Annotated in this window: 14 protein-coding genes; 6 read left to right on the forward strand and 8 right to left on the reverse strand. The window is 42.6% G+C overall.

From position 1 onward, the window contains the following. The first annotated feature begins 293 nt into the window (after positions 1-293). The 5 genes from AC58CZ_RS05265 (at position 294) to AC58CZ_RS05285 (ending at position 7,883) form a co-directional block, all read left to right on the forward strand. Positions 294-995, forward strand: a complete 702-nt coding sequence (locus AC58CZ_RS05265) for an NAD-dependent epimerase/dehydratase family protein (RefSeq protein ID WP_071003513.1) — start codon at positions 294-296, stop codon at positions 993-995. A 96-nt stretch (positions 996-1,091) separates the two neighbouring features. Beyond that, positions 1,092-1,607 carry a ribonuclease E activity regulator RraA gene (gene rraA, locus AC58CZ_RS05270; protein ID WP_494223959.1) on the forward strand — a complete coding sequence of 172 codons (516 nt, stop codon included), beginning with the start codon at positions 1,092-1,094 and terminating at the stop codon, positions 1,605-1,607. Between the two features lie 206 nt (positions 1,608-1,813). After that, entirely contained in the window at positions 1,814-5,524 is a 3,711-nt protein-coding gene (gene mfd / locus AC58CZ_RS05275; RefSeq protein ID WP_494223838.1) for a transcription-repair coupling factor, read from the forward strand. A gap of 168 nt (positions 5,525-5,692) precedes the next feature. Next, positions 5,693-6,124 (forward strand): HIT domain-containing protein, encoded by a 432-nt coding sequence (locus tag AC58CZ_RS05280; RefSeq protein ID WP_057759208.1) that lies wholly within the window; start codon positions 5,693-5,695, stop codon positions 6,122-6,124. Positions 6,125-6,683: 559 nt separating this feature from the next. Beyond that, positions 6,684-7,883, forward strand: a complete 1,200-nt coding sequence (locus tag AC58CZ_RS05285; protein ID WP_494223837.1) for an adenylate/guanylate cyclase domain-containing protein — start codon at positions 6,684-6,686, stop codon at positions 7,881-7,883. A 101-nt stretch (positions 7,884-7,984) separates the two neighbouring features. On the opposite strand, the gene fdx is transcribed toward AC58CZ_RS05285, so the two are convergent. The 8 genes from fdx to AC58CZ_RS05325 form a co-directional block, all read right to left on the reverse strand. Beyond that, on the reverse strand, positions 7,985-8,323 hold the full coding sequence (fdx, locus tag AC58CZ_RS05290) for an ISC system 2Fe-2S type ferredoxin (protein ID WP_058024187.1): 339 nt from the start codon (positions 8,321-8,323) through the stop codon (positions 7,985-7,987). Between the two features lie 86 nt (positions 8,324-8,409). Next, positions 8,410-10,290 (reverse strand): Fe-S protein assembly chaperone HscA, encoded by a 1,881-nt coding sequence (hscA, locus tag AC58CZ_RS05295; RefSeq protein WP_494223836.1) that lies wholly within the window; start codon positions 10,288-10,290, stop codon positions 8,410-8,412. Between the two features lie 233 nt (positions 10,291-10,523). Then, positions 10,524-11,093 carry a Fe-S protein assembly co-chaperone HscB gene (gene hscB / locus AC58CZ_RS05300; RefSeq protein WP_494223835.1) on the reverse strand — a complete coding sequence of 190 codons (570 nt, stop codon included), beginning with the start codon at positions 11,091-11,093 and terminating at the stop codon, positions 10,524-10,526. 135 nt (positions 11,094-11,228) lie between these two features. Further along, a complete protein-coding gene (iscA, locus tag AC58CZ_RS05305; RefSeq protein WP_058024184.1) occupies positions 11,229-11,549 on the reverse strand; it encodes an iron-sulfur cluster assembly protein IscA in 321 nt (106 codons plus the stop codon). A gap of 223 nt (positions 11,550-11,772) precedes the next feature. Next, positions 11,773-12,183: a Fe-S cluster assembly scaffold IscU gene (gene iscU / locus AC58CZ_RS05310; RefSeq protein WP_494223834.1), complete on the reverse strand. Its 411-nt coding sequence runs from the start codon at positions 12,181-12,183 to the stop codon at positions 11,773-11,775. A 168-nt stretch (positions 12,184-12,351) separates the two neighbouring features. Beyond that, positions 12,352-13,578 (reverse strand): IscS subfamily cysteine desulfurase, encoded by a 1,227-nt coding sequence (locus AC58CZ_RS05315; protein ID WP_494223833.1) that lies wholly within the window; start codon positions 13,576-13,578, stop codon positions 12,352-12,354. Further along, positions 13,575-14,084 carry an Rrf2 family transcriptional regulator gene (locus AC58CZ_RS05320; protein WP_071003521.1) on the reverse strand — a complete coding sequence of 170 codons (510 nt, stop codon included), beginning with the start codon at positions 14,082-14,084 and terminating at the stop codon, positions 13,575-13,577. Before AC58CZ_RS05320 ends, AC58CZ_RS05315 begins: the two co-directional genes overlap by 4 nt. 469 nt (positions 14,085-14,553) lie before the next feature. Continuing rightward, entirely contained in the window at positions 14,554-15,198 is a 645-nt protein-coding gene (locus AC58CZ_RS05325; protein WP_494223832.1) for a hypothetical protein, read from the reverse strand. A 456-nt stretch (positions 15,199-15,654) separates the two neighbouring features. On the opposite strand from AC58CZ_RS05325, the gene AC58CZ_RS05330 reads away from it, so the two are divergent. Further along, positions 15,655-15,975, forward strand: coding sequence for an HU family DNA-binding protein (locus AC58CZ_RS05330; protein ID WP_161808411.1), 321 nt, complete (start codon positions 15,655-15,657; stop codon positions 15,973-15,975). The last annotated feature ends 309 nt before the right edge of the window (positions 15,976-16,284 follow it).

Genomic DNA, 16,284 nt, shown 5'->3' on the forward strand with positions numbered 1-16,284 from the left:
ACAGCGTTGACGTGTAAAGCCGGTTATTTTAGCAAATTATTGCACTAAGGACAATATATTTGATTATCAATACCCAAAGAAGTAACGTAAACTTATAGAGGTGGACTCAATAGGGCATCTAATGCCCTGTCAGATACCAAAAGACATAGACAGCGGTTAAAATCTCTTACAATATATCATACATAATAGCGTCAGTTATTCATGAACTTAGGTATGATATCCTAATGGTAGGCCTTGATATAGGTTACTTTTCATCAATATAGAACCTCTAACGTTATATAAGTGGATAGGGTATGCAGCGAAAAGCAATTGTGATTGGCGCAACAGGATTGGTAGGGCAGCATTTGGTAAAACAGCTGAGTGAGCTCTATGATACATTGATTGTGATCGCTCGGCGCCCGCCACGTTATATTAATGCCAGCATGCGTTTTTATCAGGTTAATGACTTTGATAATCTCTCTGAAGTGTTTGCGAGCGTTGGTGCGGATCGAACGACAGATGCCTTTAGTTGTCTTGGCACCACCAAAAAACAAGCGGGCAGTGATGAGGCTTTTCGAAAGATAGACCATGATTACAATGTTAACTTTGCTAAGCTATGCCGTGATAAAGGGGTAGAAAACTTTTTTCTACTTTCATCCATGAATGCCGATATTGACAGCCGCTTTTTGTACAATCGAGTCAAGGCAGAGACGGAGCAATCTATTACGGCACTAGGCTTTGGTCAACTGGTGATATTTCGACCGTCGTTATTACTAGGCAAGCATAAAGGGCGTCCACTCGAGAGCATTGGTCAAAAAGCTTTTAAGCTTATCTCGCCTTTAGTCTCAGAGTCACTCTCATTACATCCTATCTCGGCTAAGCGCGTCGCTAGTGCAATGGCGATGAGTGCTCATGACATTTATCATCGTCGTAAATACCGTACAGAACCCCAGATTGAACATACAGAGATCATTGAAAATAAGAAGATGCTTGCAATGACTCGCGTGAAAAAATAAAGTATTATTTTTGAGTCAAGACTACAGCCAAGTATGACCATGTATTACAAGATCAAGCAGCTTAATCACTCATAATAAGGAGTAAAAAGGATGGAGATGAATAAAGAGAACTTTGTCACATGTGATTTACTGGACGCCAATCCTGTGTCGCAAGTATGTCTACCAAATATTGAAGGTAAGGCATTTCGTCATTTTGGTGCAAAAGATAAATTCTGCGGTGAAATCGTGACGGTGAAGTGCTTTGAAGACAATAGCCGCGTCAAATCACTATTGAATAGTGATGGCAAAGACAAAGCTGGCGATGGTAAGGTGTTGGTCGTCGATGGTGGCGGCTCTATGCGCTGTGCCTTGCTCGGCGATATGATTGCACAGTCGGCCATCGACAATGGCTGGGCAGGTGTTATCGTATATGGCTGTGTCCGAGATGTTGATGACATGGCAGCGATGGATCTTGGTGTGATGGCACTTGGTTGCATCCCGCGCAAATCAACTCGCCGTGATGAAGGTCAAACGGATATCGAAATCCGCTTTGGTGATTTGACATTGAACTCGGGAATGTTTGTCTATGCTGACAACAATGGCATTATCGCTAGTGATAAACCGTTAATTTGAACTTGGTTTAACCAGTGTGAATGAGAACCTCAGCTTATCAGTTGGGGTTTTTTATGTAATGATAGTTAAAGCTTAATAATCGTTATCAATCCTCGATCATGAATGAGTGAACTTTTACGTGACAAACCGTTACGGCATAAGTTTTGGTAATTGCTCAAATATTCGTATAATAGCTTTCTGACTTCTTAACTGTGATCCTATTCTTTATGCCTATCACTGCTTTGACTGACGCGTTTGATCCCATTAACCAGCAGTTGTTCCCCATCCAAAATGCCGAGCGGCGTTGGCTTGCGCCTGTCCATGGTGCGGTCAGTAGCTTATGGCTGGCAAGCTTGGTTCAAACGCCTATGTGGAATGTTGCCAAGCGCCTAAAGGTCGTGGTGGCACGTGACCAAAACCAACTCAATCAGATAGAGACCGAGCTGGCATTTTGCGGTGTGGATGCCTACGTATTCCCTGACTGGGAGACACTGACATATGATGAGCTGTCTCCGCACCAAGACATCGTTAGTGAACGCATCAATCTATTGACAGATATGCCGAGATCAGGCGTGCTACTCATCTCAATACAGACATTGATGCAACGCGTCGCACCGCCCAGTTGGTTGATCGGACAGCATTTTGATTTGAGCGTTGGTGATCGATTCGATATCAATACGCAACGTGGGCTTTTGGCAAAGGCGGGTTATAGAGCGGTTGATAATGTCTTTGAGCCCGGTGAGTTCGCTGTACGTGGCAGCATTATCGATATCTTTGCTATGGGTCAGCCTTTTCCGCTGCGTTTAGACTTATTTGACGATGAAATTGAGACGATTCGTTTTTTTCATCCGCAAACCCAGCGCACGTTGACCGCTGATGACCTCAAAGCGATGTTGACAGGCAATGATACCAGCATGGGCAAAGAGTCACTGTCGCTGCTGCACAAATTGCCAGATATCTCTAAACCTATCGAACAGTTCCAAATATTACCAGCAAAGGAGTTTCCGCTGGATGAAGGGCGAGAGACATTTCGCACGAATTTTGCGGCGATGTTCCCTAATGCCAGTAGCCGCAAGTCTGAGTTGCATAAAGATGTAATGGCAGGTATCGCGAGTAGCGGACTGGAGTATTATCAGCCACTATTTTTTGACTTAAAAGATTGGCAAGAAGAAAGTACATTGTTTTCTTATTTGCCAAGCGATGCGTTGTTTATCACGGATGAGCTGATCCACGAAAAACAGGCGGACTATTGGTCACAAATCCAGCGCCGCTATGAAGAGCGTCGCCATGATATTGACAAGCCTATCGTCGAACCTGCGCTCTTATACTTATTATCCAACGCACTTAACGAGCAGCTCAATCAATATCCACGAGTGATATTAAGTGCTCGTGATGAGTTGGCTACGACAAATGACGTTGTAGCAAAAGAAGGTAAAGATTCATCTCAGCCGCAACTGCCATTAACGCCTACTAAGCAGCAAGGGTTGGTGACATTAAGCGCCGAAGAACCGCCAGAGCTGGCAGTCAATCATCAGAAATCTGAGCCATTAACGGCATTGCTCGACTTTTTAAACGTTCAACAACAAACAGCAACGCCAGTACTAGTTGTGGCAGAGACTGCTGGCCGTCGTGAGATTCTTATCGAGCTGTTTAAGGGTAAGATTGATATCAAAGCATATGATAGCTTTGAAGCATTTTTAGCAGCAGATAAGACGAGCGCTATGAATAATGCTCGACTACCACATGTCGGTCTGACTGTGGCACCAATTGAGCGCGGCGTATACGTGCCTGAACGTTTGGTGTTGATTAGTGAAACGCAGCTGTTTGGTCGTCAAGTCTTGCAGACGCGTCGTCGTCGCCAAAGCGGTGTATCAGAGGAGTTCTTGGTTAAGAGCGTCACTGAGATAACAGATGGCAGCCCAGTCGTTCATATCGAGCATGGTATTGGTCGTTATAACGGCCTAATCACGCTAGATGTGGGCGATGGTGAGCAAGAGTTCATTCATTTAAAATATGACGATGATGCCAGTATCTATGTGCCAGTCGCCAATCTACAAATGATCAGTCGCTATAGTGGCGGCGATCCAGCGTTAGCGCCATTACATAAGATCGGCAGTGGCAAATGGGATAGAGCCAAACAAAAGGCCTTGGAGCAAATTCACGATGTTGCCGCAGAGCTGCTCAATATGCAAGCGCGTCGTGAGGCCAAAGTTGGTATTCATTTTAAAATAGATCCGTCGCAATACGAGCTGTTTGCCAGTCAGTTTGCGTTTGAAGAGACCGCTGACCAAGCCAATGCCATTCATGCGGTTATGGAAGATATGAGACAAAACCAGCCAATGGATCGCCTCATCTGCGGTGATGTTGGCTTTGGTAAAACAGAAGTAGCGATGCGAGCGGCCTTTATTGCCGTCAGTGCTGGCTATCAAGTGGCTGTGTTGGTACCTACTACCTTGCTTGCTGGACAACACGAAGACAATTTCCGCGATCGATTTGCTGATTGGCCAGTGCGTATTGAGAGCCTGTCTCGCTTTGGTGGTAAAAAGCATCAAGACATGGTCTTGACGGACTTGGCTGATGGCAAAGTCGATATTGTGATCGGTACTCATAAACTATTGCAGCCTGACGTGAAGTTTGCAAATCTTGGGCTAATGATTGTCGATGAGGAGCACCGCTTTGGAGTACGTCATAAAGAGCGTATCAAGGCGATTCAGACAGATGTAGACAGTATGTCTATGACCGCGACGCCTATCCCTAGAACGCTTAATATGGCGCTCTCAGGCATGCGTGATATGTCAATCATTGCCACACCGCCTGCACGCCGGTTGGCTATTAAAACCTTTGTCATGCAAAAGACAGATGCCTTGATGAAAGAAGCTATCTTGCGCGAGCTATTACGTGGTGGGCAGGTTTATCTGCTCCACAATGATGTGGCTAGTATTGAGCGTATGGCAGAGACTATTCGTGACCTCGTACCAGAAGCGCGAGTAGGGGTCGCCCATGGGCAGATGCAAGAGCGCCAGCTTGAGCAAATCATGCAGCAGTTTTATCATAAAAAATTCAACGTGTTGGTGTGCTCTACTATTATTGAGACAGGTATCGACGTACCGAATGCCAATACTATTATCATTGAGCGTGCGGATAAGTTTGGTCTGGCGCAACTGCATCAGCTACGAGGCCGAGTAGGTCGCAGTCATCATCAGGCATATTGTTACCTATTGGTGCCTTCTCTCAAAGGTCTCAAAGGCGATGCCAAGCGTCGTCTACATGCAATTGAACGCGCCAATACACTGGGCGCAGGTTTTATGCTGGCGAGTGAAGATCTAGAGATTCGCGGTGCAGGTGAGATACTGGGTAAGCAGCAAAGTGGTAATATGCAGGCGATTGGCTTTAGCTTATATATGGATATGCTGGAGCGTGCAACTAAGGCGATCAAGGCCGGTAAAGAGCCTGACTTGAATACGCCACTATCGCTAACCAGTGAGATTAACTTGCATAGCTCTGCTCTTATTCCAGAAGACTATCTACATGACGTACATCAGCGCCTATTGTTTTACAAACGTATAAGTAATACAGATGATAAAGAAGCGTTGACGGATATTCGTACCGAAATGTTAGACCGTTTCGGTGCATTGCCAGACCAGACCAAGCAGCTATTTGCCATTCACGGACTACGCTTGCAAGCAGAACCATTGAAGATCAACAAAATCGATGCCAATAGTAATAGTATGACGTTGGAGTTTGCACCTGATACCCCCGTCGATGCCTTGGCGATTATTAAGCTGATTCAGTCAGATGGGCAGCATTATCGTATGAATGGGGCATCTGGTATTCGTTATCAACATAGCGAGAAGTTGGCAACGCCTCAACAGCGAGTCTCTGTTATCCAAGATCTTCTACGTTATTTTAGTGAGCATATGGTGACAGAAGCTGCCTAGAGTCGATCAGTGAGAGCCATCATCGGGGTTGCTAAGACAATCAACACAAACGCAATAGTGTATGGTGCTATTTTATCGCAGGGATAACTGATAAAATAACCGGATTGCTTCTTCTTCGATATTTTTTACGTACTTTTATTTGCATTAAACAACAAGAGAACCGTCATTATGTTCCAACTTCATCATAAACTTGCTGCTGATAGTTTCTTAGTGGGTGATTTTCCATTATCTACTTGCCGTTTGATCAATGACTGTCAATTCCCTTGGTTGATATTAGTACCGCGCGTATCGGGTATCAAAGAGCTTTATGAGTTGTCTGAGGCAGACCAAACGCAGTTCTTGCGTGAGTCAAGCTGGTTATCGAGTCAGCTAGCCAAAACCTTTCAAGCAGATAAAATGAATGTGGCCGCGCTTGGTAATCAAGTCCCGCAGCTTCATTTTCATCATATTGTTCGTTATCAAAATGATATGCAATGGCCAAATCCAGTATGGGGAGTTCCTGCGGTTCCTTATACCAAAGAAGTCTTGGCACAAATGCAGCAGACGTTAATGATGGCGCTACGTGGTCATCATCAAATGCCTTTTGATTGGCAGATGTAATCCGTTTTTAACTTTGAATTGCTTTACCTCATCTATAAAGCATTATTTATGAAGCCTCTCTCATAAACTATTGCGACAGAAAAAAGCCAGATACTCGTCATATCTGGCTTTTTTCTGTAACAATCAAACATTGTCAGTTGTTTATCCAGAAGATTTGTCATCTTGATAAATGATAGATGGTATTTTTTTAGCTACCACTGACCTAGGTTTCATTTAATTTAGAAAGTATAATATATTTTTGTAATTATTTATCATTAAGATAGGTGATTTGCGTGTGTTGTTCTTATATATCTTTATCTCTCTGATAGCTTATCTCATTTAAGTGAAATTCAATATGCCTTTTATAGGGATGTTAAAGCCAAAACTATTGTCAAAAGGTAGTGGAATCTGTCAATTCGACTATCCAGAAGTTTTTGTTTTAATTCTTACTGTCATATTACTCGCCCCGCATTACAATTTTCGTCCTACCTCAATGGCATTATTGGTTGTCGTTCTATTACCTAGCCTAATGATTCTGATTTATAACTATCGACGCCAAACCAGTCTTTGGACGTCTAATATGGTCGTTATTTTATTTGCGGTCGTTATTGGGTCAATACAGTTTTGTACGGTGATATCGCTCAGTTTGGTAGCCTTAATCGGCGTACGTATGATCGTCAGTGGTGTCGATAACGGTCTAAGATTATTTACTGTAGCATTGGTGACATCTATTGTCTTTTATTATGTCAGTACAATACTAGACAACGAAGGATTGAACTGTAATGAAGGTTGGGTGCCTCCCACCGTATTGCTAGCAAGCATAATGGTTATTTTGTATCAGTTTCGCAGTACGTATCAAGAGTATATTGGTTATAAAGAAAGTGCCTCTAAAGCCGGAGGACGTTTGAGTACCATGGTGTCGGTCATCAATAAGTTGACTCGCTTTGTACCACCGCAAATTTGGGAGCCAATTGTTAGATCTGATAGCCCTGTTAGTGTGTCGAAGAAACGTGCCAAGCTGACTATTATGTTTTCAGATATTGTGGGCTTTACCGATCTGTCTGATAGCCTGAGTCCTGACAACTTGGCTGATATTTTGAACACTTATATGCATTGTATGACATTAATTGCTGACAGACATGGTGCCGTACTTGATAAATTTATTGGTGATGGCATGGTGTGCTTTTTCGGTGAGCCTAATAGCCGTGGCTCACGTCAAGATGCTCTGGATTGCGTGGCAATGGCGATAGATATGCGCCGCGAGATGCGTACATTGCGTCAAAAATGGCGGCTGATGGGGTTTGAGGGGTTATATATACGTATTGGTATCACAACTGGTTATTGCCACGTGGGCAATTTTGGTAGCAACAATCGTCTTAGTTACACACTGATTGGTAAAGAGGCTAATCTGGCGTCAAGACTCGAATCGAATGCTGGCAAAGATGAGATATTGGTCAGTGAAAGCACTTATGATTATGTTTGCCATAACTATGAGTGTCAACATGTTGGAGCGCTTCAGCTAAAAGGCTTTGATGACAAGGTAAATGCATGGCAAGTACTTGACCCTGATGCTAATAAAGGTCATTTGTCTAAATGGGTAGATCACACCTTGCCAGGGTTTAACTTGCATCTAAATTTTAAAGACATGAAAGACAATGACTATCAAGATATCAGGAGTCGTCTAAACTTTGCGCTTGAGCGTATCGAACAAGAAGAAGAAAAGTTGGCACAGAGCATCGCTGAAGAAAGCAAACGTCATAGTGCTAACAAAAAGTCATGATTTGGGAAGTCATATCGTGAAATATTGAATATAAAAAAACCAGCTATTATATTTTAATAGCTGGCTTTTTTGTAACTTATAAGTAGTTTGTACTGATCATATTAATGATTTTCTTTTGCATGATTCAATGTGTATTTTGGAACCTCGATGGTTAGATCTTCATCATCAAGCATGACCTGACAAGACAGACGTGAGTCAGGCTCTAAGCCCCAAGCACGATCAAGTAGATCAGCTTCTACATCATCCATCTCATCTAGACTATTGAACCCTTTGCGTACGACAACGTGACAAGTAGTGCAAGCTTTTGACATCTCACAGGCATGCTCAATTTTAATGCCTTTTTCTAACAACGCTTTGCACAAATTCTGACCAGCTTGTAGCTCAACTTCTGCGCCCTCTGGGCAGATTTCGTGATGGGGTAGTACGGTAACTTTTGGCATAAATTATTTGTCCAATGCTAATCAATCTAAAAAATAAGAGAAAGTAGCTTAGTATCATAACTAAGCTATCATTTTGAGTATGGATTTTACCAATCTTGTGCGCTGGTACCTGCCATGCTGGTTTGAACGCTTTGATTCATAATGCGAGCAGCAAAGGCATCACTATGCGGCTTAAGCTGTGCTTGCTGTGCTTCGATAAGTGCCAAGTCATTAGTGCTAAGAGCAGAATGCAGGGCTTGTATGTGCTCCGCTAAAGTGTGCTGCTCATCAGAAGAAAGCAGTGCTGCAAACTCGTTCAGCGCAGATTCTAAAGCCAACACTTCACGCTCGGCTTCTACTTTTGTTTCGATTAAAGAGCGTGCGTTTTTATCTTCCTCTGCATGTTTAAATCCGGCAACAAGCAACTGCTCTTTTTGCTCATCAGACAAACCATAAGAAGGCACGATCTCGATCTTGCTTTCTGTTTTGGTCGTGGTTTCTTGTGCACTAACAGTCAGCTGACCATTGGCATCGATACTAAAAGTGACCTCGATACGAGCAAACCCAGCTTTCATTGGCGGAATACCGTACAGCTCAAAGCGGCCAAGCGAGCGACAGTTTTCTACTGTTTCGCGCTCACCTTGCACGACGTGTATCACCATGCCTGTTTGACCATCTTGATAGGTGGTAAACACTTGACGTTTTTTGACAGGGATAGGCGTGTTGCGTGGGATGAGTACTTCAACCAAACCACCCATGGTCTCAAGACCTAATGATAATGGCGTTACGTCCAATAACAACAAATTGTTGTTACTATCACCATTCACCAGTTGATGAGCAGTTTGAGCAGCACCTAAGGCAACAACCTCATCTGGATTCAAACGGCAAAGAGGCTGCTTGGCAAAAAATTCAGTCACGACTTGTTGTATGGCAGGCATACGCGTTGAGCCGCCTACTAAGATCACTTCGTCTAAATCTGTAGCAGTCAGCTTGGCATCACGCAGGACTTGTTCACATACGCTTAACGTGCGACGACTAACAGGTTCTACGATAGTAAGGATGTCTTCACGGCGCAATACACCTTGATAAGACTGACCATTGACAGTGACGTTGATATCCACTTGCTCAGCATCAGTCAACGCTTGCTTGTAAGCTTTAGCTTCTTGTGCGAGTACTGATTTGTCATGCAGGTTTACGTCTTTTGGATCTATATTTAACTGTTTAATGATCCAGTTGGTAATCAGACGATCAATATCATCGCCGCCCAGTGCGCTATTACCGCCAGTTGCCAATACTTCAAAGACACCATCATTCAACTTTAGAATAGATACATCAAAAGTACCGCCGCCCAAATCATAAATAAGATAGTAATTTTCTTTATTGTTGTTTTCTGATGATTGGTCAAGACCGTAAGCGACCGCCGCCGCCGTTGGTTCATTCAATAGACGAAGTACGTTGATACCAGCCGCTTGCGCAGCATCTTTAGTGGCTTGGCGCTGTGCCTCATCAAAATAAGCTGGCACAGTAATGACGGCACCCTCAATGCTGTCTGCAGGCAGTGCGCTCGCTGCACGTTGCTCAAGCGCGGCTAATATACGCGCTGATACTTCGACAGGTGACACTTCACCTTGAGCCGTGACAAATGCTGGCATATCATCTGTACTACCAGACAACTCATAAGGATGCGAGAATTTAATATCCGCTTGGCTACGACCCATAAAACGCTTAGCCGAGACGATCGTATTTTTTGGATCGTCTGCTAAATGCGCTAGGGCATCATAGCCGACCGATGGATTACCTGTCGCTGGATAATAAACCACAGAAGGCAGCAAGGTATCTGATGCTGCGCCTGCTTCTAAGACTTGCGCCTTGCCTGAACGTACTACAGCGACCAGTGAGCGTGTCGTACCAAGGTCAATACCTAGGCCAAAACGATGTTGATGAGGTTGAGCGCTTTGATTGGGTTCGGCAATTTGCATTAAAGACATAAGAATAACTCAGAGATAAAATGAATAAGTGTAATGAGGCAAATATGGCATGTTCAGTATGACTGCTTAACCGCTATCTCTTTATTCTCAAAATAGAGGGATTTGGCAGTTAAGCATGCTCAAAATCAGAGATTGTACGGTATAGTTGATACTAATTTAACCAAATATTTAGAATCTAGCTTTCAAGATATTTAGAATCTAGCTTTCAAGTAAGATACATCATGCACAGCTATCTAGACGTATAGGTCATCGTCATCTGAATGTGCAGCAGTGGCGATTTCATCAAGCCCCGTTGTAACATCAGCATTCAATTTGACCAAAAACTTCAATTTCTGTGTCGCATCAATCGCCGTTGGCCAATCTTGCTCTTGGTAAGCAGTTTCAAAACGTTGAGACTGGTTTGCCAAGCGCTCTGTAATCTGAGGATGTAGCTGCTGCAAGGCTAAAAGGTCTTTGCCTACAATAGCGTCATCTAAATCCATACGCATGTCCATCGCATCTTCTAAAAAATCCAAGTCTGCGATGGAGTGTTCTAGATTTTGCGCTTGATCGGCCATACCTAGTAGGTAACCAGCACGGCTATCAGGTGCACTCAATGTTTGGTAGGCTTGATTGATGACGGCAGAATACTGCTCTGCTTGCTTGGTATCTGCTAGATTCTTTGCAACATTATCAGGATGATAACGTTTTTGTAGCAGACGTAGATGCTGATCGAGACTGTCTTGATTGACTTCAAATTGTACAGGTTGCTCAAATAGGGCAAAGAAGTTATCAAATTGTGTTTCTGGAATCGTATCTGTCATATCTTACGCCTTGCTTTTTTATTTGTTTTTAAAGTCTTAATCTGGTGCTTCAGCTAAATATATTAGTGCATTGATATCTTTTGTATTGATTCATCACAATGGGTGCATCAACCTGAAAGTCAGTTGATTAAACCATTAGACAGTAAAAGACTCACCGCAGCCACATTCACCTTTTTGGTTAGGGTTAGTGAACTTGAAACCTTCGTTTAGACCTTCTTTTTCATAATCCATCAACAGGCCATCTAAATAGACCAAGCTTTTAGGATCAATAAAAATGCTAACGCCGCGGCTTTCATAGCGCGTGTCATTTTCATCAGGTATATCTACAAACTCTAAAACATAAGCAAGGCCTGAGCAACCCGCTGTACGGATACCAACTCGAATACCTTCACCTTTGCCGCGATTGTCCAAAAAGTCTCGAACATGCTGAGCGGCGCGTTCTGTCATTTCAATCATGCCAACTCCCATTGACTATTAATCGTAAATATCAATAAATAAACTATGTAAACTGGCAAGCGAAATTACGAGTTTGCCAAAATAATATGCTAATAGTTTTTAGAAAATAAAAGGTGACAATTACATAAGTGTCATTGTCACCTTTTTAGCGTTAGTAGCTATTTGATGTATTACTACTTTAGCATTGCTAACAAAACACAGCGCAGACGCTAGTAGGTTTGGCTTAGATAGTGGCTTCTTCTGCCGCTGTTGCTACGCCATGCTTACCTTTATAGTCGCTAATAGCGGCTTTAATGGCATCTTCTGCAAGTACAGAGCAATGCACTTTTACTGGTGGTAACGCTAGTTCTTTAGCGATATCGTTGTTTTTGATTTCGCCAGCTTGATCCAAGCTTTTGCCTTTTAGCCACTCAGTAACGAGCGAGCTTGAAGCAATTGCTGAACCGCAGCCATAAGTTTTAAAGCGTGCATCTTCGATAATACCGTTATCGTCGACTTGGATTTGTAGACGCATTACATCGCCACAGGCTGGGGCACCGACCATACCGGTACCAACGTTTTTGGCGTTTTTGTCAAGATTACCAACGTTGCGTGGGTTTTCGTAATGATCAATAACTTGGTCACTATAGGCCATGGGGTTTTCTCCTAGTTAGATGATGAGTAGTCGCGTATTAACTTTAAATATCTAACTACTCATCGATAATTGGGGTCAAACATTTAGTTAATAAAAACTGGATTTATAATTGTCTGATCAATCGTTTAATAAATATATTTGAAGCTGTATTACTGTCTGTGCTTGATTTTAGTGCTCAGCCCATTCAACTGAATTCAAATCAACACCTTCTTGGTACATATCCCAAAGTGGTGATAGGGCACGTAGTTTATCAACAGCTTCATGCAGTTGCTTGATAACAGTGTCGATGTCTTCTTCAGTCGTATAACGACCAAAGCTGAAGCGGATTGAGCTATGCGCCAATTCGTCTGGGCGACCGATAGCACGTAGTACATATGATGGCTCAAGCGTCGCTGATGTACAGGCTGACCCTGATGATACCGCTAAGTCTTTTAGCGACATCATCAATGACTCACCTTCAACAAAGTTAAAGCTGATGTTCACAATGTTTGGTACGCTGTTCTCAAGATCGCCGTTTAGGTAGATCTCTTCGATATCTTGTAGACCATCCCAGAGTTTTTGACGCAGTTTTGCAACATGGGCATGATCTGCTTCAAAGCTCTCATTGGCTAAAGCAAACGCTGCGCCAAGACCAACGATCTGATGCGTAGGTAATGTACCTGAACGCATACCGCGCTCATGACCACCGCCGTGTTGCTCAGCTTTTAAACGAATACGTGGCTTACGGCGAACAAATAAGGCACCGATACCTTTAGGACCGTACGCTTTATGACCTGAGAAACTCATCAAATCAATCTTCATTTCTTCAAGATTGATTTTTACTTTACCAACAGACTGTGCACCATCAACATGGAAAACCACACCGGCTTCACGAGTGATTTCACCAATCGCCGTCACATCTGTGATCGTACCAAGCTCGTTATTTACCATCATAAGCGATACCAAAATAGTATCCTCACGTAGGGCTACTTTTACCTGCTCTGGCAAGATAAGACCTGTGCTTGGTTGCGGCTCAAGATACGTAATTTCAAAACCTTCTTGCTCAAGCTCACGGCACGTATCTAGCACGGCTTTGTGCTCAATTTTGCTGGTGATGATGTGTTTACCACGAGACTGATAAAAGTGAGCTGCGCCTTTAATGGCTAGGTTGTCAGATTCAGTTGCACCAGAAGTAAAGACGATTTCGCGTGGATCAGCGTTGATGACTTCAGAAACTTGTCCGCGAGCAGTTTCTACGGCTTCTTCTGCTTGCCAGCCATAGCCGTGCGAGCGCGAGGCTGGATTACCAAAGATGCCATCTACTGTCAGATATTCGCTCATCTTAGCAGCTACTGATTTGGCAACTGGTGTGGTGGCGGCATAATCTAAGTATATAAGGTTGTTATGTTGGCTCATGCTGGGTTTGCCTCGCTGTTCGATAGAGTAATGGTATTGATGTCTTTTATGGAAATATCTTTTGTAGAGGTGTGCTGACGTTCTGATACTGACTGCACATTTTCCATATCTAATAATTGCGCTAATGTTATATTTTTCAAGTACTGTTCAATATGATTTGATAGTGCACACCATAGGTCATGGGTCAGGCACATTGTACCACCTTGGCAGTCACCGCGTCCTTCACACTGCATCGCATTAACGGATTCATCGACAGCAGATATGATGCTCATCACATCTATCTCGTTCAATGGCTTGGCTAGGTTATAACCACCAGCTGCACCGCGAATACTGGTCACAAGGCCACGTTTGCGTAGCTTGGAGAATAACTGTTCGAGGTAGGAGATAGAAATTGACTGCCGTTTAGCGATATCAGATAGAGATACTGCGCTCTCTTGTTGACTGGTCTGTAATGCCAAGTCTAGTAAAGCAGTAACGGCATATCTGCCTCGAGTAGTTAAACGCATGTGTTATCTCCAAACTTTTATGTCATTTTTATTTAATAACGATCTTGGAAAGGGATAGATACAGTCAATAATAGATCAATATAAAAGCTGTCAATCATATCCGTTCAAGTTGTGTCTTATCGTTATTAAACAACAGATGGTTAACCCGATGTGTGCAACGATTAGGTCAATTATACTTAATCCTGAGTAATTTGGTCAAGATTAAAGTGTGATTAAATGGTTAATCGAGCTTATCGCTATGATTGATAAAAACAATGGTGGTTAAAAAGGGGGGATAAATGGGAAAACAGGTGGGATGTGATATATAAACGACAGATGTAGGGGCGCTGAATACAGATTATAGTTATATGGTGTGACTCATATACTGTGATCCATATGAATAGTCGCTAAGCGTGCAACACCTATGGTAAATGTCACACACTTATCTATGACTGGTAGCACCGTTAAATAAAACCAAATCTAGCACCAATTAATTCATTAAGAGGGCTATGATCGAGACTACCGCGACGACCAATGCTACTACGGTCACAATCATAAAGGTTTTTTGTTTGCTCTGTAATTCTTTAACCGTGGTTTCAAGCTCACGGTTTTTGATGGTCAAAGTATTGATTTGGGCCTGCTGTTCTTTGATACGCTCTTTATAATGGTCTTTCTTTTCCGCCATTTCAGCATCGGTCGGTTTGGTTTTACCTTTACCACCTTTGATTTTTCTGATCAGACCCTGAATCAGGCTACCAAGACCAAGCTGCATAATGAATTGTTTGACCAATTGCACTTGGACAGACTCTCCGCGCATCTGTAATTTTTCGGTCGTCTCTCTATCGTGAGTGGTGATGGCATTAATCACTTGAATGCTATAAGCATTGATAACGACATCAGGTTCGCTACGACCAACAGGCAACTCGGCATCCAAGAGTACGCCTTTGGTACTAAAGGTGGCAAAAACCTCAACATGAGGCAAATATAAGCGCAACGCTACGACCGTACCTTGCTTGGCAAGTGGATAAGCGGCTTTACGTAGTTCAGGATCCAAACGTAACAATAGTGTCAGCGCCGACTCGATGAACACCAGAATAATATTAAGAAGAGAGTGAGACAACGTAGAACGCTTCATGTAAATAATCCATTTTTTTATTTAGCAAATCAAAGTTATTTAATAAACTTAAGTTTATTTTTATCCGAAATTTGCAGTGGTATTTTGCTTATAGTAACGCCTTTATAATAAAAAGTAACGCTAGTTTCTGTCAGTGGTAAAATTATTACAGTACAATCTAGCAGTTGATAAAGATATTAAAATTTATGACTGGTAATGCACAGACACCTACTGACAACTGTTTTAAAGAGTAAACAAATAAGTTGATTCATTGTTTGAATGAGGACAGTTTGCCTGTATATAGGTTGCAGATGTTTTGCGTAACATTGGGTGTCAAATAAGTAGTTGATGGCACAAAAAGATGTAAAATCGCTTGCACTCCTTATGCTGCCTTGATATAAAGACGATAACAAAGCGAAACCTGTTAATACGCCAGTCAGGTAGTTTTTATTGCGTAAGTACCACGAGAGCGTTACAATGCTTGGCGTGAGCGTTTATTACCCCCTTAAACTTGAAGGAAATTTTATGAATAAGTCAGAATTAATTGATAGCATCGCAGACAAAAGTGGTCTAAATAAGACTCAAGCTGGTGATGCTTTGAATGCTGTTATGGAAAGTGTTGGCGAAGCTTTAGAAGCTGGCGATAGCATCTCTTTGGTTGGTTTCGGTACTTTTAGCGTAAAAGACCGCAAAGCACGTACTGGCCGTAACCCTAAGACTGGTGAAGAGCTAAGCATCCCTGCAAGCAAAGTACCAAGCTTCAAAGCTGGTAAAAACCTAAAAGAGCGTTTGAACTAAGCCACTCTATGGTAGATGGTCGCTTTGGCTGATGTCATAAGCTAAGCACTGAAAAAGCACCTAAATATTAGGTGCTTTTTTTTGTCGCTATAGTTTATCTCATACAACGTGAATATTTTGAGTATATACGAAAAATCACGTATCATAGGGCGCGCGATAGATGCGTTGTTTAAATAAGGTATTGTCACTGAACCTTGTTTTCCCTAATAAAATGTACACGTTCTTCCTCTTACCATTGCCGGCTTAAATAGCATTGATATTAGCAGGTCGCACTCAACAGCTCCTAACAGTATTACAATGGTTTTTCAT

This window comes from Psychrobacter sp. CR212, assembly GCF_059693765.1.

What these genes read in the sequence shown, in the direction of transcription:
- AC58CZ_RS05280 (WP_057759208.1), top strand. Translation starts at nt 5,693, where the DNA reads ATGTTCCAACTTCATCATAAACTTGCTGCTGATAGTTTCTTAGTGGGT.
- iscA (WP_058024184.1), bottom strand. Translation starts at nt 11,549, where the DNA reads ATGATTGAAATGACAGAACGCGCCGCTCAGCATGTTCGAGACTTTTTG.
- hscB (WP_494223835.1), bottom strand. Translation starts at nt 11,093, where the DNA reads ATGACAGATACGATTCCAGAAACACAATTTGATAACTTCTTTGCCCTA.
- hscA (WP_494223836.1), bottom strand. Translation starts at nt 10,290, where the DNA reads ATGTCTTTAATGCAAATTGCCGAACCCAATCAAAGCGCTCAACCTCAT.
- AC58CZ_RS05315 (WP_494223833.1), bottom strand. Translation starts at nt 13,578, where the DNA reads ATGAGCCAACATAACAACCTTATATACTTAGATTATGCCGCCACCACA.
- AC58CZ_RS05265 (WP_071003513.1), top strand. Translation starts at nt 294, where the DNA reads ATGCAGCGAAAAGCAATTGTGATTGGCGCAACAGGATTGGTAGGGCAG.
- AC58CZ_RS05330 (WP_161808411.1), top strand. Translation starts at nt 15,655, where the DNA reads ATGCTTGGCGTGAGCGTTTATTACCCCCTTAAACTTGAAGGAAATTTT.
- fdx (WP_058024187.1), bottom strand. Translation starts at nt 8,323, where the DNA reads ATGCCAAAAGTTACCGTACTACCCCATCACGAAATCTGCCCAGAGGGC.
- AC58CZ_RS05320 (WP_071003521.1), bottom strand. Translation starts at nt 14,084, where the DNA reads ATGCGTTTAACTACTCGAGGCAGATATGCCGTTACTGCTTTACTAGAC.
- AC58CZ_RS05285 (WP_494223837.1), top strand. Translation starts at nt 6,684, where the DNA reads ATGGTCGTTATTTTATTTGCGGTCGTTATTGGGTCAATACAGTTTTGT.
- mfd (WP_494223838.1), top strand. Translation starts at nt 1,814, where the DNA reads ATGCCTATCACTGCTTTGACTGACGCGTTTGATCCCATTAACCAGCAG.
- AC58CZ_RS05325 (WP_494223832.1), bottom strand. Translation starts at nt 15,198, where the DNA reads ATGAAGCGTTCTACGTTGTCTCACTCTCTTCTTAATATTATTCTGGTG.
- iscU (WP_494223834.1), bottom strand. Translation starts at nt 12,183, where the DNA reads ATGGCCTATAGTGACCAAGTTATTGATCATTACGAAAACCCACGCAAC.
- rraA (WP_494223959.1), top strand. Translation starts at nt 1,092, where the DNA reads ATGAATAAAGAGAACTTTGTCACATGTGATTTACTGGACGCCAATCCT.